Below are 19,084 nucleotides of genomic sequence, written 5' to 3'. Positions count from 1 at the left end.
GATATTACTCTCTTTTCTCCTCCCGCCCCTGCTGTCGCCGGGGCGCTCCTTTGGGCATGATGGCTCTTTTTCAAGAAGCTGTCCAATTTAATTTGCTTTTCAAATTAAAACAGCTAACAATGAGGAACCCGCCAAAATCTAACACGGCGGGCAGTAGTCTTTGGGAGGACACTTTTGATGAAACGACGCACGCTACTTGGCGCCCTTGCGGCTGCCACGATGATGACTTCGCCGATGGTGGCCCAGGCTCAGGACCTGACCGTTGGCGTGAGCTGGTCCAACTTTCAGGAAGAGCGCTGGAAAACAGACGAAGCGGCCATCAAGGCCAAGCTGGAAGAACTGGGCGCAACCTATATCTCGTCCGACGCGCAAGCCTCTGCTGCCAAGCAGCTGACAGACGTTGAATCGCTGATTGCCCAGGGTGCCGATGCCCTGATCATCCTGGCGATGGACAAGGACGCCATTGGCCCCGCCGTGGATCAGGCCGAAAACGAAGGTATTCCGGTGGTTGGTTATGACCGTCTGATCGAAGACAACCGGACCTTTTATCTGACCTTTGACAACAAGGGTGTTGGCCGCATCATCGCGCAAGCCGTGACAGCTGCCCAGCCCACAGGCAACTTTGCCATCATCAAGGGTGACAAGGGTGACCCGAATGCCGGTTTCCTGCTGGAAGGCATGATGGAAGTGATCGGTGACGCCGTGGCGTCCGGCGACATCAACATCGTTGGCGAAGCCTTCACCGATGGTTGGAAGCCTGACAACGCGCAGCGCAACATGGAGCAGATCCTGACCGCCGCCAACAACGACGTTGACGCGGTTCTGGCCCAGAACGACGGCATGGCCGGTGGCGCAATCGCCGCTCTGCAAGCTCAGGGTCTGGCTGTGCCTGTTGGTGGTCAAGACGGCGACCATGCCGCTCTGAACCGTGTTGCCCGTGGCGAGCAGACCGTGTCGGTCTGGAAGAACGCCCTGGACCTCGGTTCCAAAGCTGCCGAGATTGCCGTGGCTCTGGCCGGCGGCACAGCTTTGGCTGACATCGACGGTGCCGTGCAGTGGTCCGGTGGTGAGAACGGTGTCGAGATGAACGCCATCTTCCTTGACCCAACGCCCGTGACCCAAGCCAACATCAGCGCCGTGATCGACGCTGGCCACATCGCCAAAGACAAAGTGTGTGCCGGTGCCGTTGCCGGTGTTGACGGCTGCTAAGTAAGGGCTGAGGCCCTGTTGCACCGGCGGCCCCAATGTTCCTGGGCGTCGCCGGTGCCATTCGACTTTTTTCTTACATCACCTGTGCGCGTCCGCTTGCCCAAGACTCGTCTTGAGGTGCCCGGTCGCCCTATATCCGGGATTTCGTGATGACAGATACATCTCAATCGGGCGGTCCTGCCGCCCCCGCCGCCAAAGGCCCCGTGGCCCGTTTCATTCAGGCGACCGAGCTTGATACCCGCCTATTGGGCATGTTGGGGGCGCTGGCCCTGATCTGGGTCGGCTTTCATATGTATGGCGCTTTGGTCAATGGCTTTGGGGCCTTCCTGACCCCCCGCAACCTGTGGAACCTGAGTGTTCAGACTTCTTCCATCGGCATCATGGCCTGCGGCATGGTCCTGGTCATCGTGACCCGCCATATTGACCTGTCCGTTGGGTCCGTCCTGGGCTTTTGCGCCATTATCATGGGCGTGACCCAGGTGTGGCTTTTGCCCCAGTTGCTGGGTCTTGAGCATTGGGCCATCTGGATCATTACCGTCTTCGTCGGCCTGATCACCGGGACATTGATCGGGGCCTTTCACGGTTATCTGATTGCCTACCTTTCCATCCCTGCCTTTATCGTGACCCTGGGTGGCCTGCTTGCCTGGCGCGGTGCGGGGTTCCTTGTGGCGCGGGGCGAGACGATCTCGCCCGTGGACAGCACCTTTCGCCTTCTGGGCGGCACCGCCGAGGGTGCCATCGGGGCCACGGGGTCGTGGGTTGTGGGTCTGATCGGTGTGGCGGCTGTTCTGGCCTCCGTCGTGATGGGCCGTCGCCAGCGTGTCACCCACGGCTTTGCCCTGCGCCCCCTCTGGGCCGATTGGTTCATCGCGGTGGCGGGTTCTGCGGCCATGATCGGGGCGGTACTGCTCGTCAACGCCTATTACTGGCCGCGCGGTATTGTCCGTCGCTATGCCGCCGCCGAAGGGATCGAGATTCCGCCGGAGGGCCTGTTCATCAGCTATGGCTTTGCCATCCCGGTTCTCATCCTGCTGGCCGTGGGCATCATTATGACGCTCATCATGTCGCGCACCCGCTTTGGCCGCTATGTCTATGCCATTGGGGGCAACCCGGAGGCGGCGGCCCTCGCGGGTATCAACACCAAGTGGATGACGGTCAAGATCTTTGCCCTCATGGGCTTTCTTGCGGGTCTTTCGGCGGCTGTCGCCTCGGCCCGTCTGGGGTCGGCCACCAACGCGCTGGGCACCCTGGACGAGCTTTATGTCATCGCCGCTGCCGTTATCGGCGGCACGTCGCTGGCCGGTGGGGTTGGCACGATCTATGGGGCCATCCTGGGTGCCGTGGTCATGCAATCCTTGCAGACCGGCATGGTTCTGATCGGCTTTGATGCCGCCATTCAACAGATCGTCGTTGGTTCGGTTCTGGTTCTGGCCGTTTATCTGGATAACCTGTATCGGAGGTCCTCGAAATGAGCATTGATCGTACTGGAACACCCCTTGTCGACATGCGCGACATCTGCATTTCCTTTGGTGGGGTGCATGCCGTCGACCACGTGTCTGTCGACCTTTATCCGGGCGAAGTTGTGGGCCTTTTGGGCCATAACGGGGCTGGCAAATCGACCCTGATCAAGATCCTGTCGGGCGCTTATGCCATGGACGAGGGCGAGATTTACGTGGATGGCGAAAAGGCCACCATCAACAATCCTCGCGACGCGCGCTCGTACAACATCGAGACAATTTACCAGACCCTTGCGCTGGCCGATAACCTCGATGCGGCGTCGAACCTGTTTTTGGGGCGCGAATTGGTGTCGCCCATCGGTTTCGTCAATGACGATGCGATGGAGGCCGAGACGCGCAAGATCATGGCGCGTCTCAATCCGAACTTTCAGAAGTTCAAAGACCCCGTGTCGGCCCTGTCGGGCGGTCAACGCCAATCCGTGGCCATTGCGCGCGCCGTCTATTTCAACGCGCGCATCCTGATCATGGACGAACCCACCGCCGCTCTTGGCCCCCACGAGACCCAGATGGTGTCGGAGCTGATCACCCAGCTCAAGGCCGAAGGGATCGGCATCTTTTTGATCAGCCATGACATCCACGATGTGATGGAGCTGTGTGATCGCGCGTCGGTCATGAAGAACGGCAAATTGGTCGGCACGGTTGACGTTGATGACGTAACCGACGATGACCTGCTTGGGATGATCATTTTAGGCAAGCAACCGGGCGAGGCGTAAATGCAGGACGAGGCGGCAAAGCTGCACCTTGTGGCAGATGTGGGCGGCACCAATTGCCGCCTTGCCCTGGCGGATACAAACGGCGTTCAGGTCGAGACCTGGCGCCGTTTTCGCAATGACGATCATGGCAGCTTTGCCGAACTGGCCCGGATCTATCTTGCCGATCAGCCGCTGGTGTCGTCCGCCGCCGTGGCGATTGCGGGGCCTGTGGGCAAGGGTTGGGGTCGGTTGACCAACCGGGACTGGCATTTCGATGCGGATGAGTTGGCGGGCGCGCTGTCGTTGGACGCGGTTCATCTGCTCAACGATCTGGAAGCCTTGGGCCACGCCATTGCCGTTCTGCCCGAGGCGTCCCTGCGCTTTCTCAGCGGCACGGCGGCAGAGGATGAACCGCAATCGGTGGTCATTGGCCTGGGCACCGGCTTTAACGTCAGTGTGGCGCATGGGCCGTCGGGCGTAGTCTTTGCTGCGGAAATGGGCCATGCAGCCCTGCCGCAACCTGTGGCCTCGATCATCCGGCACGAAGTGTCTGATATGAGCGGTTTTGACACGGTGGAGCACCTGTTATCGGGCAGTGGCCTTGCGCGGCTGCATCAGGCTCGCACGGGCCACGTTTGCAAACCCGAGGAAGTGGCAGACGCAACAGGCGGAGCCGAGACGCAAGCCATCATGGCGCGAGCTTTGGGTGCGCTGGTGCGTGAGGTCGCGTACCTTTATCTGCCCGAGGGCGGGATTTACTTTAACGGCAGCCTGGCGCGTACCCTTCTGACGCCCGAGACGACCGATCTGGTGCTGGCGCCCTTGCAGAATGACGACAGCTTTCACGGGCGGATGGCGCGTATGCCGATGTATTTGCTGACCGATGACGCCTCGGCGCTGCATGGCTGCGCCCGCTATCTTTCGGTACATATCTAAGCGCTACACCCCGACCATCCTCATGGGGCGACCCGTGATCCGCCGTCGTCATCGCGCACCAAGGTCTATGCCTTACGGTGTCACGCTATGCGCGCGCGGCAATCTCGGTGATCGTGTCGAAGGCGGTGTCGAAATCCCGTTCCTCGCAATCGAACTGACCGGCGGTAAACCGGATCACCTTGACCCCATCGACAAGCGTTTGTGTCAGGTAAATCCGCCCATCATCATTGATCGCATCCACCAGCATCTGAGTCTGATCGTCTGACGCGCCGACCTGTTTGAATGTCCAGAGCGACAGGATCGGATCGGTGACAATCTCGAACCCCGGCACGGCCCGCAGCCTTTCGCAGAGTGCGACACTCCATTTCACATGGTTGCGGATGCGGGTGCGCAGCCCGTCCATCCCGTAATGGCGCATCAGGAACCATAGCTTGAGCGCGCGAAACCGCCGCCCCAAGGGCACCGACCATTCCGAATAGTCGATGATGTCCCCCTGGGCGTGGGTTTTCAGGTATTCGGGCCGAATGGCCAGCGTTTGCCGTAACTGATCCGGGTCGCGCAGGAAGTGGGCGGCGCAGTCAAACTGCGCCCCCAGCCATTTGTGCGGGTTGAAGACGATGCTGTCGAACTGCTCGGCCCCGTCCCAAAGTGTGCGGAACTCGGGGCAGATCATGGCCGTCCCGGCCCAGGCCGCATCGAGATGCGTATAAAGGTCTTCGGCCCTCGCGATCGCGGCCACGGCTTGCATGTCATCGCAGGCCCCCATGCCTGTGGCCCCGGTCGCCGCAATGATGCCTGCGGGGCGGTGCCCTGCCGCCCGGTCCGCCGTGATGGCCGCTTGCAAGGCGTCAGGGTCCATCGCCTTCATCGGCCCTTTGGTGGGGATTTTGACCAGGTTGTCCTGCCCGATCCCCGCAATCCAAATGGCCCGGTCGATGGAGCTGTGCACCTGATCCGAACAGTAGATGCGCAAGGTCGCCTGACCCGCAAGGCCCTCCTGATTGCCTGACCAGGCCAGCGCCCGTTCGCGCATCGTCAGCACGGCGGCCAGCGTCGCCGACGAGGCACTGTCCTGAATGACGCCCTGGAAGACGGCCGACAGGCCAAGCCCCTGGCGCAGCCAATCCATCATCCGCGTTTCCATTTCCGTGGCGGCGGGCGAGGTCTGCCACAGCATGCATTGCGGCGCGATGATCGAGGCGAGGAATTCGGCCAGCACCGAGGCGGGGGCGGCATTGGAGCTGAAATAGGCGAAAAAGCGGGGGTGCTGCCAATGGGTGATGCCGGGCATCACGATATCCTCGAAATCCTGCATGAGGGTGCCCAGGTCGGTGCCGTCCTCGGGCGGGCCATCGGCAAGCTGGGCCGCAATCTCTCCGGGGGCGGTTTGGGCGCGCACCGGACGGTCGCGGATGGTCTTGTGATAGGCAGCCCCCCAATCGGCGGCGTCCTTGGCATGTTTCGCAAAATCGTCCCAGCTCATCTTGGTCCTTTCCGCACCGTGAGGTTGGCGCAGTGTTTCGTGGCGGCGGCCCTTTGTATAGGGCGGAACGGGTCCGTTGGTCCCGCAAGGTGCAAGTGTCCACCGTGGCTGGTGGTCACAAAGGGGCGCTGGCCCCGGCCTGCGGCCTCCCCCGGAATATTTCTGACCAAAGGAAGGTCATACCCCAAGGCGGGGGATGTTCGGGTCGGCGGTGCCGAGGCCGATATGCTTTTGCTCCATATAGACATCAAAGGACCAGTCGCCGCCGTCGCGCCCGATGCCGCTGGACTTCATGCCGCCGAAGGGCGTGGGCAGGTGGCGCACATTGGCCGTGTTGACCCAGACCATGCCCGCCTCAAGCGCCTCGGTCATCCGCATGGCACGGGTGATGTTCGCGGTCCACAGAAAAGCAGTCAGCCCGTAGGGCGTATCATTGGCGATTGCGAGGGCCTCGTCCTCGGTACCAAAGCGGATGGAGGTCAGTGTGGGCCCGAAAATCTCCGCTTGCGAAACCGTCATGTCGGGGGCGGCTTGGGTAAAGACGGTGGGCGCGACCCAGTGACCCTTGCCCGTGCCGGACGTGCCACCGACGGCGATGGTGGCCCCTTCGGTTCGGGCGATCTCAACGCTCTGCATGACTTTCGCCTGATGCGCCGCGCTGATCAGCGGGCCGACCTCGGTTTGCGGGTCAAGCGGATGGCCGACCTTCAGGGCTTGCGTGCGTTTGACCAACGCCGCCTCGAACGCATCGGCGATGCTCTCTTGTACCAAAAGCCGCGAGGCGGCGGTGCAACGCTCTCCGTTCAGCGAGAAGGCCATGAACATCACCGCATCAAGTGCGGTGTCGAGGTCCGCATCGTCAAAGACGATGATGGGGTTCTTGCCGCCCAGCTCAAAGTGGAGCCGTTTCAGCGTCGGCGCGCCTTGTGCCATGATGGCCGCGCCGGTCTGCCCTTCGCCCACAAAGGCGATGGCGCGGATGTCGGGGTGTTCGGTCAGGGCGCGGCCCGCCTCTGCGCCATAGCCGTTCACCAGGTTCCAGACGCCGGGGGGCAGGCCTGCGGCCTCGGCAATCTCGATCAGGATGCGTGCGGTCCAGGGGCTTAACTCGGCCGGTTTGTGGACGACGGTGCAGCCTGCGGCCAGCGCCGGTGCGATCTTCCAGGTCGAGAGCATGAAGGGTGTGTTCCAGGGCGTGATGATGCCCACCGGGCCGATGGGCACCCGTGTGGTGATGTTCATCAGGCGGGGAGAGGGCAGGGTCTGACCATCCCGCGCACTTTCTGCGCGGTCCGCGAAAAAGCGAAAGTTTTCCGCTCCGCGCAGCGCCGCCTTCGACATATAGCGCAGGGCCTGGCCGGTGTCCCAGCATTCGCACAGGGCGATTTCCTCGGCACGGGCCTCAATCCCGTCGGCAATGGCGTGCAGGATACGCTTGCGCTCGGTGGCGGGCGTGTCCCGCCATGCGGGAAAGGCGGTCTTGGCCACTTGGGCCGCGCGATCAATGTCGGTGCTGTCACTGCGGGCCACGCGGGCGATCACGCTGTCATCAAACGGGGCGCGGGTGTCAAACCAGGCCCCGGACGCCGCGGGTTGCGGCGCTCCGCCGATATGATTCTGGATACCGCTTTGGGCGATGCGATCCAGAAAGGGGCGCAGGATGCGCAGGTTATGATCCAGATCTGACATTGTGGCCCTGTTACAATGGTTCAATAATTGAACCGATGGTCGCAAAAATATATTGCAAGCTTCGGATGACCTCGTCAACCTGCCCCCATGTCAACAATTGCCAGAGCCTTGGCCCTACTGGACCATTTTTCACCAGACCACCCGCGTTTGGGCCTGACAGAGATGATGCGCCTGAGCGGGCGAGACAAGGCCACGGTGCACCGACACCTGACGGCGCTGGTGCAGGCGGGATACCTTGAACAGGCACCGGACACGCGCGCCTATCGGCTGGGCCCCGCGCTCACGCGGCTGGCGGACATGCGGCGGCACACCGTGCCAGAGATCGAGATGGTCGGGGCTTTGATCGACGATCTGAGCCGGGTTGTGGGCGAATTGGTCCACGTGAACCGGTTGCACGGGTTTGACCTGATCCATCTGTGTCACGCAGAACATCACAACCATCCCGTACGGGTCAGTTTCGACGCAACAGAGCGACCGCCGGTTCTGGCCACGGCGTCAGGGCGTGCCTTTCTGGCGTTCTCCGCGCCGGAAGTCGTGGCGGCGGCCTTGGCCGATCCGGGCACCTGGGACCGCAAAGACGCGGCCCCGGATGGCGTTGCGGTACGTGAGACGCTGGCCACAATTGCCGCGCACGGCTTTGCCTACAATCGCGATACGTTAAGGCTTGGGGTGTCGTCGGTGGCGATCCCCGTCTTTGATGCAGACGGCACGCCGGTGGCGACCTGTTCAATCGCCTATCCGACGGGGCGGGGTGGTGCGGATTTCCGTGACAGGCTGGCCCGGCATCTGATGGCCTTTGCACCCAAGATGACTGTGGCGATGGGCGGCGTGGTTCCCGCCCGGGTCCAGAAAATCTGGGCAGCGCAAGGTAATTCGACCAAGATGGCGGATCAAGCGTAGTCCGAAACCAACAGATGCGTGGGTGCCACATCTTCTTCGATGTCGGAAAACCGCCCGATGGGTTCGGCAAAGATGTTATCGGTCAGGTCATCGTTCACGGTAGACACCTCGTGGATCAGGCAATCGCCTCCCTCGCCCCAGAACGCGTGCCAGGTGGTCGGGGTCAGCGTCACGGACGCGCCCACGGGCAGTTTCAGGTGGCCCCCTGCGGGTAGGGTCACGGGCGCGCCGTCGGACAGGACGTGCACGTCCGCCGCGCGGTCGATCTGACCCTCGGCGTCGCAGGTGAACAGTTCCATCACCAAAGTCGCACCACCGCGATTGATGATGTCCTCGGTCTTGAGCACATGGCGGTGCATCGGTGACAGTTGATCCTGGCGCGAAATCATCAGCTTTTCGGCATACAGCATTGCGCCCTGTTGGCCCATCTCGGTCATGTCGCCATTGCGCATGGTAAACAGGAACAACCCCATCTCGTCAAAGCGACCCTGGCCGTAATCGGTGATGTCCCAGCCCAACCTACGATCTCGTATGTACGTCCCGTCCGACCCTTGCAGCTTTTCGGCGGACCATTGCGCAAAGGGCGGCAGGGACCAGCCGTGTTTGGCGAAAAAGTCGGCCCCCTCGGCCAGAATGTCATTGACGCGGGAACGTTTCATGGCGGTTACTCCAGTTCGGATGCCCAGGGCGGATTGGCTCCGGCGCGCGATACGGTAACGGCGGCCGCGCGGGCGGCGAGGCCGAGCATATCTGTCAGCGTCGCCTCGTCCAGCGTGGCCAGGGCGGTGGGGGTCAGGGCCCCGGCGGCGCGCAGGGCAGCCAGCGCACCTGCGTTGAACGTGTCGCCTGCGCCCACGGTGTCGACCATTTCGGCCTTTTGGGCGGCGACAAAGACCCGTGTGCCGTTGGCGCAAAGCGCCGTTGCGCCCTTGCTGCCTTCGGTGAGCAAGAGCAGCTTGGGGCCCATGTCGAGCACCGCGCGCCCCTTGTCGTGCAGGTCCATATCGCCGGGGATCACCCAGTGGATATCGTCATCCGACAGCTTCACGATGTCGGCCCGGCCCATCAGCGCCGTCAGCCGCGTCCGGTAGCCATCGTGGTCCGAGACAAAGCTGGGCCTGATATTGGGGTCGGCCATCACCACGCGGCTTGCCGATTGCGCCAACGCCACATCCAACAGGCTGTCGGCCACCGGAGGGTTGCACAGGCTGATGCCGCCGAAAAACACCGCTTCGGTATCGTCGGGCAGGGTCGGCATGTCAGCCGAGTTGATCGCCCGCGTCGCGGTATTGTCGTCATAGAAGGTATAGGTCGCCTGGCCCTGTTCGAGGTGCACAAAGGCCAGCGTGGTGTTGCGGTCGCTGCGCACAGCATGGGCGGTGCTGACTTGGCTTGCGTCAAGTGCTGCCTCTATCAGCTGCCCAAAAGGGTCAGAAGACAGGCCCGTGACCAGCCCGGTGGGCACGCCCAAACGGCCCAGGGCCACCGAAGTGTTCAGCACAGCCCCCCCCACATGGGGGACAAAGGCCCCGTCGGCATTGGGGATCATGTCGATCAGGGCTTCGCCCGCGCAAAGGATCATAAGGGGGTCTCCATCAGGGTCACATCAGCCGGTATCGACCCGGTCAGTACAGTTGCTGCATTTGGCACATCATTGCTTTCGATCCAAGCCATTGCGTCCGCTTTGCCATGGTCTGCCCAGCGGGCGCGCAGCCGGGCCACAATTTCGTCCTGGGGCGGGTGCAAGGCGATGGAAAAGGCCCATGCGTTATGCAGCGCATCCCAAGGGGCCTTTCGCAGCAGCAGGTAATTGCCTTCGACCAGAACGGTGCGGCAGCTTGCGGGCACGCGCCCCGCACCGGCAATGGCAATCTCGCGGCTGCGGTCAAAGATGGGAAAGACAACCGGATCGGGCGATTGCAGGGCCGTGACCAGCCGCAGGAAACCGCCCGTGTCAAAGGTGTGTGGCGCGCCCTTGCGGGCGGCAGTGCCGTCCTCGGCCAACAGCCGGTCATCGAGGTGAAAGCCGTCCATGGGCACCACTGTCGCCGGTTCGCCCGCCGCATTCAGATGTGCGGCGAGGGTCGTGGCCAGCGTGCTCTTGCCGCTGGCGGGCGGGCCAGTCACGGCCACAAGCCGCCGATGCGGTGTGGCCGGGCGATCCAGAATCTGCGCACAGATCTGATCGAGGGTCATCTCAGGCCGCCGCCTCAGGCACCGCAGCACCCGTCATATAGGCCACCGCGTCGGACATCGAATGTTCCTTTGGGTCGATCACAGTCAGCCGTTTGCCCAGCCGGTGCACGTGAATACGGTCGGCCACTTCGAAGACGTGGGGCATGTTGTGACTGATCAGGATGATCGGAATGCCGCGCGACTTCACGTCCTGGATCAGTTCCAGAACCCGGCGGCTTTCCTTGACGCCAAGGGCCGCTGTCGGTTCATCCAGAATGATGACTTTGGAGCCAAAGGCGGCTGCGCGTGCCACGGCCACCCCCTGGCGTTGCCCACCAGACAGGGTTTCGACCGCCTGTTTGATGTTCTGAATCGTCATCAGCCCCAGTTCCGACAGCTTGTCGCGGGCGAACTTCTCCATCGCGGGGCGGTCAAGCTGGCGCAAGACCTTGCCGCGAAAGCCTGGTTTGCGGATCTCCCGCCCCATGAACATATTGTCGGCAATCGACAGGGCCGGTGACATGGCCAGCGTCTGATAGACCGTTTCGATCCCATGTTCGCGGGCGTGGATGGGAGAGGTGAAATTCACCCGTTGCCCGTCCAGATACACCTCGCCCTCGTCGGGGATCACGGCCCCCGACACGGCTTTGATCAGGGTCGATTTGCCGGCCCCGTTGTCCCCGATCACGCCGAGGATTTCACCGGGATAAAGTTCAAAGTCGCAGTGGTCGAGTGCGGTCACGCGGCCATAGCGCTTGACCAGGTTCTTGGCTTTGAGAATAGGTTCCATCTATGCGGCTGCCTTTCTGATCCATTGATCCACGGTGGTTGCGCCGATGATCAGCACACCGATCAACAGGAACGTCCATTGGGGGTCGGCCCCGTACATGCGCAGGCCCAGTTCAAACACGCCCACGATAAGCGCGCCAAAGAGCGCCCCCATGATCGAGCCGCGACCGCCAAAGAGGGAGATGCCGCCGATCACAACGGCGGTAATGGACTGGATATTGCCGATCACACCAGTGGTGGCCGAAGGAGAAACGGAGCCAAATCGCCCGATCATCACCCAGGCCGCAAAGCCACAGATGAGGCCCACAACGGCATAGACCGAAATGATGGTGCGGCTGACGTTGACACCCGCCAACTCTGCGGCCTCGGGGTCGTCCCCCACCGCATAAACGTGTCGCCCCCAGGCCGTGTGTTTGAGGACATAGGCCAAAAGGATGAACAGCCCGACCATAAAAATCACGCCAAAGGTAAACGTGGCCCCCGCAAACTTCACATTGCTGCCAAAGATCTGGAGGAGGGGGGCTTGCGCCTCGATATCCTGGGACCGGATCGTTTCGTTGGCCGAATAGATATAGTTGGCGGCCAGCACGATCTGCCACATACCCAGCGTCACGATAAAGGGGGGCAGTTTGACCCGTGCGACCAGCCAGCCGCTTGCGGCTCCGATCAGCGTGCCCGCCAGCAGACCGGCAGAGACGGCAACAGCGGGGGGCAGGCCATAGCGAAAGGTGAACTGGCCCATCACCACCGAACTGAGGACCGCAATGGCGCCGACGCTCAGATCAATGCCAGCGGTCAGGATGATCAGGCTTTGGGCGGCGGCCAGCACGCCCACGATCTGGACCTGTTGCAGGATCAGGGTGAGGGCAAAAGGCGAAAAGAATTTTGAACCGACAAGCACCGCAAAGACCAGCAGCGAAAGCACCAGAACGATGAGCGGCACCATGGCCGGGTTCTCGTGCAGCACATGCTGTACCTTGCTGACGAAGCTGCGCCGGTCACTGTCGAAATCGGCGACGCTGTCGGTGGCTTTGGTCAGGGAGGATTCGAAATCCTGCCCCTTGGGCGAGGTCTCTGACATGGGTGGGTCCCGATCTGAATGGCTGTGGCAGATGTGTTTGAGCGTAGGCGGTCCTGCCATCTTCCGTCTACGGTGAAGGGGCGGCTTGCACCGCCCCTGTCTTATTCAGCCTGGGTGGTTTAGCCCCAGCAGCGGTCGGTGCCTTCGGCGACCGAGATGCTGTCAACGCCGTCAACCGGCTGGTCAGTGACCAGGGACACGCCTGTGTCAAAGAACGACTTGCCGGGTGTGTTTTCAGGCTTGGTGCCGTCCTTGGCCCATGCGGCAATCGCCTCGACGCCCAGCGACGCCATCAGCAGCGGATATTGCTGGCTGGTGGCACCGATCACACCGTCGGCGACGTTTTGCACGCCGGGGCAACCGCCATCGACGGACACGATCAGAACGTCGTTTTCGCGGCCAATGGATTTCAGCGCCTCATAGGCACCGGCAGCCGCTGGTTCGTTGATGGTATAGACCACGTTGATGAACGGGTCCTTGGCCAGCAGGTTTTCCATGGCGCGGCGGCCGCCTTCTTCGTTGCCCGCAGTCACGTCATGGCCGACGATACGTGGATCGTCTTCGTCCCCCCATTTGTTGGGGTCTTTGATGTCGATGCCAAAGCCGGTCATAAAGCCCTGGTCGCGCAATACGCCGACAGATGGCTGGCTGATGGCAAGGTCGAGCATGGCGATCTTGGCGTCTGCGGCGGCGTCACCCAACTGGCCCGCGGCCCATTTACCGATCAATTCTCCTGCCAAAAAGTTATCAGTGGCAAATGTGGCATCGGCCGCGTCAATGGGTTCAAGCGGCGTGTCGAGCGCGATGACCAACAGGCCCGCATCGCGTGCTTGCTGCACCGATGTGGTGATCGACGATGTGTCAGAGGCGGTGAGCAGGATGCCCTTGGCCCCGTCTGCGATGCAGGTCTCGATCGCCTGCACCTGGGTTTCGTGGTCACCATCGACCTTACCGGCATAGGATTTCAGTGTAATACCAAGCTCTTCCGCCTTTGCGGTGGCGCCTTCCTTCATCTTCACAAAGAAGGGGTTGGTGTCGGTTTTCGTGATCAGGCAGGCTGATACCGAATGGCCGTCAGCATAGGCAGTACCTGCAACAGACGACAAGGCAAGGGCAGAGCCCAATAGCAGTTTTTTCATGATGTCCTCCCAAGACATTAGGCTGTCCCGCGCATACGCCCGGGTTCAACTGCCCCTAGGGAAACGCGATTCTGTATCAGTGTCAATTAATAAATCAACTTGATTTATTAATAAGAGGCGCCATGATGGCCGCAGGGAGAAGTTTGTGATGACCGTGGACCACGTGCGCAGCCTGTCGAGTGGCATCAACCAGACAGGTGTGCGCGCGTATAACGAACGGCTCCTCTTGTCGGTGTTGCAGCGCAATGGCGCCTTGCCGGGGGGTGAGCTGGCGCGCCGTACCGGGCTGTCGCCCCAAACCACCTCGGTCATTCTGCGCAAGCTGGAACAGGACGGCCTCTTGCACAAGGGTGCGCCAGTCAAGGGCAAGGTGGGCAAGCCTTCGGTGCCCTTTGACATCGAGGCGGATGGGCTGTTTTCCATGGGCCTCAAGATCGGGCGGCGCAGTGCAGACCTGTTGGTGCTCGACCTCAAGGGCGAGGTTCGGATGCAGCTGCGCGAGACCTATGATTATCCGATGCCCGACACTGTTTTCGGCTTTCTGGAGCGAGGTTACGAAGACCTGATGTCCGCCCTTTCCATCGACATGCGATCCCGTATGTGCGGCCTGGGCATCGCCGCCCCGTTCGAGCTGTGGAACTGGCACGAGCTGGTGGGTGCCCCGCCGGCCGAATTTGCCGCCTGGCGCGACATCGACTTCAGCGCAGAGGCGGCGCGGATCACCGATCTGCCGGTGCATCAGGTCAACGATGCGACTGCGGCCTGTCGGGCCGAGCATGTGTTCGGGATGGGTCGCGAATATCGGGATTATGTTTATTTCTTTATCGGGGCCTTCATCGGGGGAGGCATCGTGCTGGATCATGCGGTCTTTGAGGGAAATCAGAAGAACGCCGGGGCCTTCGGGCCGCTTCCGGTGCCGGACGTGCAGGGCAAACCGGCGCAACTGATTGATCTGGCCTCGATCCGTGCGCTGGAGGTGCGGCTGGAAGCCGATGGGTTGGACCCGCGCCAACTGTGGCAAACCCCGCAGGACTGGTCGCATCTGGAAGCCTATGTGCAGCCCTGGCTGGAACAGACGGCGGATGCGCTGGCCATCGCCAGCGTGGCGTCCTGTGCCGTCATCGACTTTGAGGCGGTGGTGATTGACGGGGCGATGCCCGCGACCTGCCGGGCGCGACTGGTGGAGATGACGCGGACTCGTCTGTCAGATCAGGACCTGCGCGGCGTGATCGCACCAGAAATCATCGAAGGGCGCGTGGGCAACAATGCGCGAGGCATCGGGGCTGCGGCAGGGCCGATTATCAGCCAGGTTCTGCTGAACCGATCCGCAGCCCTTTTGGGCCACGGTTAGGGCGCACCACAGGTACGCCTTACGGGGATGAGACAAACGGTACGCTCATCCCCGTAAGGCGGATCTTGATCCGCCACTGGCGCTCACCGGTAGTACAGCGACTGCCCGTTGGAGAAGAGCTGTACCTTGCCGGGCACGGCCGTTACCTTGACCGTCTTGCCGCGCAGATCCTTGTGAATGCCGGGCATCTTGGCCAGCACCGCCGCGGCCTCGCCCTCGGCTTTGAAATACAGGATCGTGACCTCGCCCAGGGCTTCGGTGAAATCCACCACGCCTTCGTAGACGGCTTCGCCTTCGGTTACGGTCATGTCCTCGGGGCGCACACCCACATTGACCTTGAGGCCCTTGTCGGCCTCGGTCGTGGGCACGGCAGATTCAACCACATAGCCGCTGGCATCCATCTTGACCTTGGTCACAGCACCCGTCTCTACAATCTCGCCGGGCAGCAGGTTCATCGACGGCGAGCCGATGAACTGGGCCACAAATTCGTTTTCGGGGCGCTCGTAAAGCTCAAGGGGGCTGCCCACCTGGGCGATGCCCTTGTTGGCCAGAACCACGATCCGCGAGGCCAGCGTCATCGCCTCGACCTGGTCGTGGGTCACATAGATCATCGTGCTGTCGGGCATGGACTCTTTCAGCTGCGCAATCTCGATCCGGGTGGCAACGCGCAACGCCGCGTCGAGGTTCGACAGGGGCTCGTCAAAGAGATAGACCTTGGGGTCCCGCACAATCGACCGGCCAATGGCGACCCGCTGGCGCTGACCGCCCGACAGGGCTTTGGGCAGGCGGTCCAGATAGGGTTCAAGCTGAAGGATACGGGCGGCCTTTTCCACGGCGGCGTCGATCTCGGCCTGGGATTTCTTGGCCAGTTTCAACGCGAAGGTCATGTTGTCCCGCACGGTCATGTGCGGATATAGGGCGTAGGACTGAAATACCATCGCGATGCCGCGCTGAGCGGGGGGCACATCGTTCACGACGGTGCCGTCAATTTCCAAAGTGCCGTCGGAAATCTTCTCAAGTCCCGCAATCATCCGCAGCAAGGTGGATTTGCCACAGCCCGACGGGCCCACAAAAACGATCAACTCGCCCTTTTCGATGTCGAGGTTGATGTTGTTCAAGACATTGACGGTCCCGCCATAGGTCTTGGCCACATCCGTCAGTTTCAAATCAGCCATGGTCGTCCCCTCCCGTGGACGCGCCCGCAAGGTCCGGGCGCTTGGTGTTTATTGTTTCAGCGCCAAGGCACATTGCCAGGGCCCAAGATGCAGATTGCCGTCGGGTCCGGGCGCGGTGCTGCCCAGTTCGGCCCCGATCGTGACCCAATCCCCAGCAGGAAGCGCGTGGGTGACGGGCATGTCGCTCAGGTTGAAGGCGCAAAAGATCTCCTGGCCTTCATGTTCGCGGGTGAAGTGCAGCACATTGCCATAGGCAAAGACGCCCCCATGGCTGCCCCGCCGGATCGCCTTGTGGCTGTGCCGGAACGAGATTGCGCGGCGATAGTGGTGCAGCAACGCCCCCGGTTCACTTTCCTGATCCGCGACAGAGCGGTGCAGGTGTTCGGGACTGACGGGCAACCACGGATCGCCGGTGGTAAAGCCGCCATTGCGGTTCGAAGGCTCCCACACCATCGGCGTGCGGCACCCATCACGGCCCTTGAATTCGGGCCAGAACTCGATCCCGTAGGGGTCTTGCAGGTCCTCAAAGGCGACATCGGCTTCGGCCAGGCCCAGCTCTTCACCCTGATAGATACAGACCGAGCCGCGCAGGCACATGATCAGCGTCGCATAGGCGCGCGCCGCAGCCGGGTTCAGGTCCCAGCGGGTTACGTGGCGCATCACGTCATGGTTGGAAAACGCCCAGCAGGCCCAGCCTTCGGCGGCCACCCGATCCAGATCGGCAAAGACCTCGGCAAAGCGGGCCGCTGTCGGCGTTTCCTTGGACAGGAACTCAAAGGCATAGCACATCTGCACGCCCTCATTGCCCTTGGTGTATTGGCCCAGCAGTTCCAGACCCCGCTGCGCATCACCGACCTCGCCCACGGCGGCTGTGCCGGGGAACTCTTCGAGAAGGGCGCGGAATCGGCCCAGAAATTCCAGGTTCTCGGGCTGGTTCTTGGAATAGATATGTTCCTGATGGTTATAGGGGTTCACCGACGGCGCGATATTGGCGTTACGTTTTTCCTTGGGCAGCGCCGGATTGCTGCGCAGCTCTTTGTCGGCAAAGTAGAAGTTGATGGTGTCCAGGCGGAAACCATCCACCCCACGCTCCAGCCAGAAGCGGGTCACATCCAGCAGGGCATCCTGCACATCCATATTGTGAAAGTTCAGGTCCGGCTGGCTGCCGAGGAAGTTGTGCAGATAATACTGCTCGCGAGCGGGCTCCCAAGTCCAGGCTGGGCCGCCAAAGATCGACAGCCAGTTGTTGGGCGGCGTGCCGTCTTCCTTGGGGTCAGACCAGACATACCAGTCGGCCTTGTCATTGTCGCGATCTTGCTTGGAGGTCTGATACCACGGATGCTGGTCGCTGGTATGGCTCAGCACCAGATCAATCATCACCTTGATACCATATCCATGGGCCGTCTCCACCAGCGCGTCAAAATCGCTGAGGGTGCCGAACATCGGGTCCACGTCGCAATAGTTGCTGACGTCATAGCCAAAGTCTTTCATCGGCGAGGTAAAGAAGGGCGAGATCCAGATCGCATCCACGCCAAGCGACGCGATATGCGGCATCCGGCCCACGATGCCCAGCAGGTCGCCGATGCCATTGCCGTTGCTGTCCTGAAAGCTGCGGGGATAGATCTGATAGATCACAGCCCCGCGCCACCAGTCGATGTCAACGCCTGCCACCGTGGCGGATTTGGAAAGGATTTGGTTCATGGCCGAATGCCCTTGTTTGAACGCGTTTACTTGACGGAGCCGGCCAAGAGGCCACGCACCAGGTATTTCTGCATGGTGAAGAAGACGAGCAGCGGCACCGCAATCGACACGAACGCCGCCGTCGCCAGGATTTCCCAATTGCCGCCCCGAGTACCCAGCAGGTTCACGATCTGGTCGGTCATAACGGTCGTTTGCCCAGTCGAGTCGATCAGGAACACTTTGGCCACCAGCAGGTCATTCCATGTCCACAGGAACTGGAAGATGGCAAAAGACGCCAGGGCCGGGAACGACAGCGGGAGGATGATCTTGGTAAAGATCTGAAAGTCTGTCGCCCCATCGACCTTGGCGTTCTCGATGATGTCGCGCGGCAGCCCGACCATGTAGTTGCGCAACAGGTAAATCGCGAGGGGCAGGCCAAATCCGATATGGGCAAACCACGCCCCGAAATAGCCTTTGCCTGATATCGCATCCGCGCCCTCCAACCCAAGTATCCCGTTCAACACGTTGGCAAAGTCATTGTGCAGAGACAGCAGTGGAATGAGCGCCAGTTGCAGTGGCACCACCAGCAGGCCCACCACAAAGGCGATAAGCAAGGCGCGTCCGGGAAAGTCCATCCAGGCCAGCGCATAGGCGGCAAAGGCCGCAATTACGATGGGAATGATCGTCGCCGGGATCGTGACCGTCAGCGTGTTGAAAAACGCCTTGGCCATGTTGTCACCGGGGCCCCCGCTAAAGAGGATGTTGTCATAGTTGTCCAGGGTGAACTCGGGCGGCGACACGGCGGTGACAAAGGCGCGCTGGCCCCGCCCGCTGATCTGCTCGTCATTGCCGGACCAGACATAGTTGCCTTCGGCATCCACGCTCATGCTTTCGCCGTCGCCCATATCGGCGGTCTCGCCGGGGGCATAGGCCGCTATATCGCGCGACGAGGTGCCCCAGCTGATGATGTCACCACCGCCACCGTTTTCGGTAAAGAAATTGCCTTCGACGACATAAACCCCGTCACGCTCGACCCGGTTGTCATCCGGGTCCGCGACACGGAAACGTTGGGATTGTTCCGAGGGGAACAGGGCCGCCCACCAGCCCGAGGTGGAGATTTGGTCGGTGGTCCGGAAGGACGACACCAACAGACCGACAGTGGGGAAAATCCACAGCAGCACCAGGGCCACAACCGAGATATTGACCGCCCAGCCCAGCGAGGATTTGGAACCAGCAATGTTATCCATGATTAGCTTCCTTTTGGTCGC

General features: G+C 61.6%; 17 protein-coding genes. 6 read left to right on the top strand and 11 right to left on the bottom strand.

What is annotated here, in order from left to right; genetic code table 11:
- Nucleotides 1-219: 219 nt before the first annotated feature.
- The 4 genes from Q1A44_RS08465 (at nucleotide 220) to Q1A44_RS08450 (ending at nucleotide 4,354) form a co-directional block, all read left to right on the top strand.
- Entirely contained in the window at nucleotides 220-1,209 is a 990-nt protein-coding gene (locus tag Q1A44_RS08465) for a substrate-binding domain-containing protein (protein ID WP_299622870.1), read from the top strand.
- 149 nt (nucleotides 1,210-1,358) lie between these two features.
- On the top strand, nucleotides 1,359-2,681 hold the full coding sequence (locus Q1A44_RS08460) for a sugar ABC transporter permease (RefSeq protein ID WP_299622763.1): 1,323 nt from the start codon (nucleotides 1,359-1,361) through the stop codon (nucleotides 2,679-2,681).
- Nucleotides 2,678-3,439 (top strand): ATP-binding cassette domain-containing protein, encoded by a 762-nt coding sequence (locus Q1A44_RS08455; RefSeq protein ID WP_299622759.1) that lies wholly within the window; start codon nucleotides 2,678-2,680, stop codon nucleotides 3,437-3,439. The genes Q1A44_RS08460 and Q1A44_RS08455 overlap by 4 nt, the downstream gene beginning before the upstream one ends.
- A complete protein-coding gene (locus Q1A44_RS08450) occupies nucleotides 3,440-4,354 on the top strand; it encodes a glucokinase (RefSeq protein ID WP_299622755.1) in 915 nt (304 codons plus the stop codon).
- A gap of 85 nt (nucleotides 4,355-4,439) precedes the next feature.
- On the opposite strand, the gene Q1A44_RS08445 is transcribed toward Q1A44_RS08450, so the two are convergent.
- Together Q1A44_RS08445 and hpaE are read right to left on the bottom strand one after the other, a co-directional pair.
- Complete coding sequence (locus Q1A44_RS08445) at nucleotides 4,440-5,837, bottom strand: pyridoxal-dependent decarboxylase (protein WP_299622750.1); 1,398 nt, start codon at nucleotides 5,835-5,837, stop codon at nucleotides 4,440-4,442.
- Between the two features lie 177 nt (nucleotides 5,838-6,014).
- A complete protein-coding gene (gene hpaE / locus Q1A44_RS08440) occupies nucleotides 6,015-7,526 on the bottom strand; it encodes a 5-carboxymethyl-2-hydroxymuconate semialdehyde dehydrogenase (protein ID WP_299622745.1) in 1,512 nt (503 codons plus the stop codon).
- Between the two features lie 87 nt (nucleotides 7,527-7,613).
- Between hpaE and Q1A44_RS08435 the strand changes: the two genes are divergently transcribed.
- Nucleotides 7,614-8,426, top strand: a complete 813-nt coding sequence (locus tag Q1A44_RS08435; RefSeq protein WP_299622742.1) for an IclR family transcriptional regulator — start codon at nucleotides 7,614-7,616, stop codon at nucleotides 8,424-8,426.
- Here the strand turns inward: Q1A44_RS08435 and Q1A44_RS08430 are convergent.
- The 6 genes from Q1A44_RS08430 to Q1A44_RS08405 form a co-directional block, all read right to left on the bottom strand.
- Nucleotides 8,417-9,085, bottom strand: a complete 669-nt coding sequence (locus tag Q1A44_RS08430) for a D-lyxose/D-mannose family sugar isomerase (RefSeq protein ID WP_299622738.1) — start codon at nucleotides 9,083-9,085, stop codon at nucleotides 8,417-8,419. The genes Q1A44_RS08435 and Q1A44_RS08430 overlap by 10 nt on opposite strands.
- Nucleotides 9,086-9,090: 5 nt before the next feature.
- Nucleotides 9,091-10,008 carry a carbohydrate kinase gene (locus tag Q1A44_RS08425; protein ID WP_299622734.1) on the bottom strand — a complete coding sequence of 306 codons (918 nt, stop codon included), beginning with the start codon at nucleotides 10,006-10,008 and terminating at the stop codon, nucleotides 9,091-9,093.
- A complete protein-coding gene (locus tag Q1A44_RS08420) occupies nucleotides 10,005-10,622 on the bottom strand; it encodes a nucleoside/nucleotide kinase family protein (RefSeq protein WP_299622730.1) in 618 nt (205 codons plus the stop codon). Before Q1A44_RS08420 ends, Q1A44_RS08425 begins: the two co-directional genes overlap by 4 nt.
- Before the next feature lies 1 nt (nucleotide 10,623).
- The gene (locus tag Q1A44_RS08415; RefSeq protein WP_299622726.1) at nucleotides 10,624-11,391 is read right to left on the bottom strand and encodes an ATP-binding cassette domain-containing protein; all 768 of its coding nucleotides are present in this window, start codon (nucleotides 11,389-11,391) and stop codon (nucleotides 10,624-10,626) included.
- Nucleotides 11,392-12,471, bottom strand: a complete 1,080-nt coding sequence (locus tag Q1A44_RS08410) for an ABC transporter permease (protein WP_299622723.1) — start codon at nucleotides 12,469-12,471, stop codon at nucleotides 11,392-11,394.
- A gap of 119 nt (nucleotides 12,472-12,590) precedes the next feature.
- Nucleotides 12,591-13,610, bottom strand: a complete 1,020-nt coding sequence (locus Q1A44_RS08405) for a sugar ABC transporter substrate-binding protein (RefSeq protein ID WP_299622719.1) — start codon at nucleotides 13,608-13,610, stop codon at nucleotides 12,591-12,593.
- Between the two features lie 148 nt (nucleotides 13,611-13,758).
- On the opposite strand from Q1A44_RS08405, the gene Q1A44_RS08400 reads away from it, so the two are divergent.
- Nucleotides 13,759-14,961: an ROK family transcriptional regulator gene (locus Q1A44_RS08400; RefSeq protein ID WP_299622716.1), complete on the top strand. Its 1,203-nt coding sequence runs from the start codon at nucleotides 13,759-13,761 to the stop codon at nucleotides 14,959-14,961.
- 83 nt (nucleotides 14,962-15,044) lie between these two features.
- On the opposite strand, the gene ugpC is transcribed toward Q1A44_RS08400, so the two are convergent.
- From ugpC to Q1A44_RS08385, 3 genes are read right to left on the bottom strand one after another with little or no spacing between them, the layout of a single operon-like run.
- Nucleotides 15,045-16,136, bottom strand: a complete 1,092-nt coding sequence (ugpC, locus tag Q1A44_RS08395) for a sn-glycerol-3-phosphate ABC transporter ATP-binding protein UgpC (protein ID WP_299622713.1) — start codon at nucleotides 16,134-16,136, stop codon at nucleotides 15,045-15,047.
- A 48-nt stretch (nucleotides 16,137-16,184) separates the two neighbouring features.
- Nucleotides 16,185-17,837 (bottom strand): alpha-amylase family glycosyl hydrolase, encoded by a 1,653-nt coding sequence (locus Q1A44_RS08390; protein ID WP_299622710.1) that lies wholly within the window; start codon nucleotides 17,835-17,837, stop codon nucleotides 16,185-16,187.
- A gap of 26 nt (nucleotides 17,838-17,863) precedes the next feature.
- Nucleotides 17,864-19,063, bottom strand: coding sequence for a carbohydrate ABC transporter permease (locus Q1A44_RS08385; protein ID WP_299622707.1), 1,200 nt, complete (start codon nucleotides 19,061-19,063; stop codon nucleotides 17,864-17,866).
- Between the last annotated feature and the right edge of the window lie 21 nt (nucleotides 19,064-19,084).

Source organism: uncultured Tateyamaria sp., from assembly GCF_947503705.1.
Lineage (GTDB): Bacteria > Pseudomonadota > Alphaproteobacteria > Rhodobacterales > Rhodobacteraceae > Tateyamaria.
The sequence above is the reverse complement of the archived record's forward strand: the minus strand, read 5'-3'. Positions and strand labels throughout refer to the sequence as shown.

Bases quoted from the DNA above. Each gene is read 5' to 3' on its own strand.
- Q1A44_RS08390 (WP_299622710.1), bottom strand. From the start codon at position 17,837: ATGAACCAAATCCTTTCCAAATCCGCCACGGTGGCAGGCGTTGACATC.
- hpaE (WP_299622745.1), bottom strand. From the start codon at position 7,526: ATGTCAGATCTGGATCATAACCTGCGCATCCTGCGCCCCTTTCTGGAT.
- Q1A44_RS08430 (WP_299622738.1), bottom strand. From the start codon at position 9,085: ATGAAACGTTCCCGCGTCAATGACATTCTGGCCGAGGGGGCCGACTTT.
- Q1A44_RS08400 (WP_299622716.1), top strand. From the start codon at position 13,759: ATGACCGTGGACCACGTGCGCAGCCTGTCGAGTGGCATCAACCAGACA.
- Q1A44_RS08450 (WP_299622755.1), top strand. From the start codon at position 3,440: ATGCAGGACGAGGCGGCAAAGCTGCACCTTGTGGCAGATGTGGGCGGC.
- Q1A44_RS08425 (WP_299622734.1), bottom strand. From the start codon at position 10,008: ATGATCCTTTGCGCGGGCGAAGCCCTGATCGACATGATCCCCAATGCC.
- Q1A44_RS08385 (WP_299622707.1), bottom strand. From the start codon at position 19,063: ATGGATAACATTGCTGGTTCCAAATCCTCGCTGGGCTGGGCGGTCAAT.
- ugpC (WP_299622713.1), bottom strand. From the start codon at position 16,136: ATGGCTGATTTGAAACTGACGGATGTGGCCAAGACCTATGGCGGGACC.
- Q1A44_RS08435 (WP_299622742.1), top strand. From the start codon at position 7,614: ATGTCAACAATTGCCAGAGCCTTGGCCCTACTGGACCATTTTTCACCA.
- Q1A44_RS08405 (WP_299622719.1), bottom strand. From the start codon at position 13,610: ATGAAAAAACTGCTATTGGGCTCTGCCCTTGCCTTGTCGTCTGTTGCA.
- Q1A44_RS08415 (WP_299622726.1), bottom strand. From the start codon at position 11,391: ATGGAACCTATTCTCAAAGCCAAGAACCTGGTCAAGCGCTATGGCCGC.
- Q1A44_RS08410 (WP_299622723.1), bottom strand. From the start codon at position 12,471: ATGTCAGAGACCTCGCCCAAGGGGCAGGATTTCGAATCCTCCCTGACC.
- Q1A44_RS08455 (WP_299622759.1), top strand. From the start codon at position 2,678: ATGAGCATTGATCGTACTGGAACACCCCTTGTCGACATGCGCGACATC.
- Q1A44_RS08445 (WP_299622750.1), bottom strand. From the start codon at position 5,837: ATGAGCTGGGACGATTTTGCGAAACATGCCAAGGACGCCGCCGATTGG.
- Q1A44_RS08460 (WP_299622763.1), top strand. From the start codon at position 1,359: ATGACAGATACATCTCAATCGGGCGGTCCTGCCGCCCCCGCCGCCAAA.
- Q1A44_RS08465 (WP_299622870.1), top strand. From the start codon at position 220: ATGATGACTTCGCCGATGGTGGCCCAGGCTCAGGACCTGACCGTTGGC.
- Q1A44_RS08420 (WP_299622730.1), bottom strand. From the start codon at position 10,622: ATGACCCTCGATCAGATCTGTGCGCAGATTCTGGATCGCCCGGCCACA.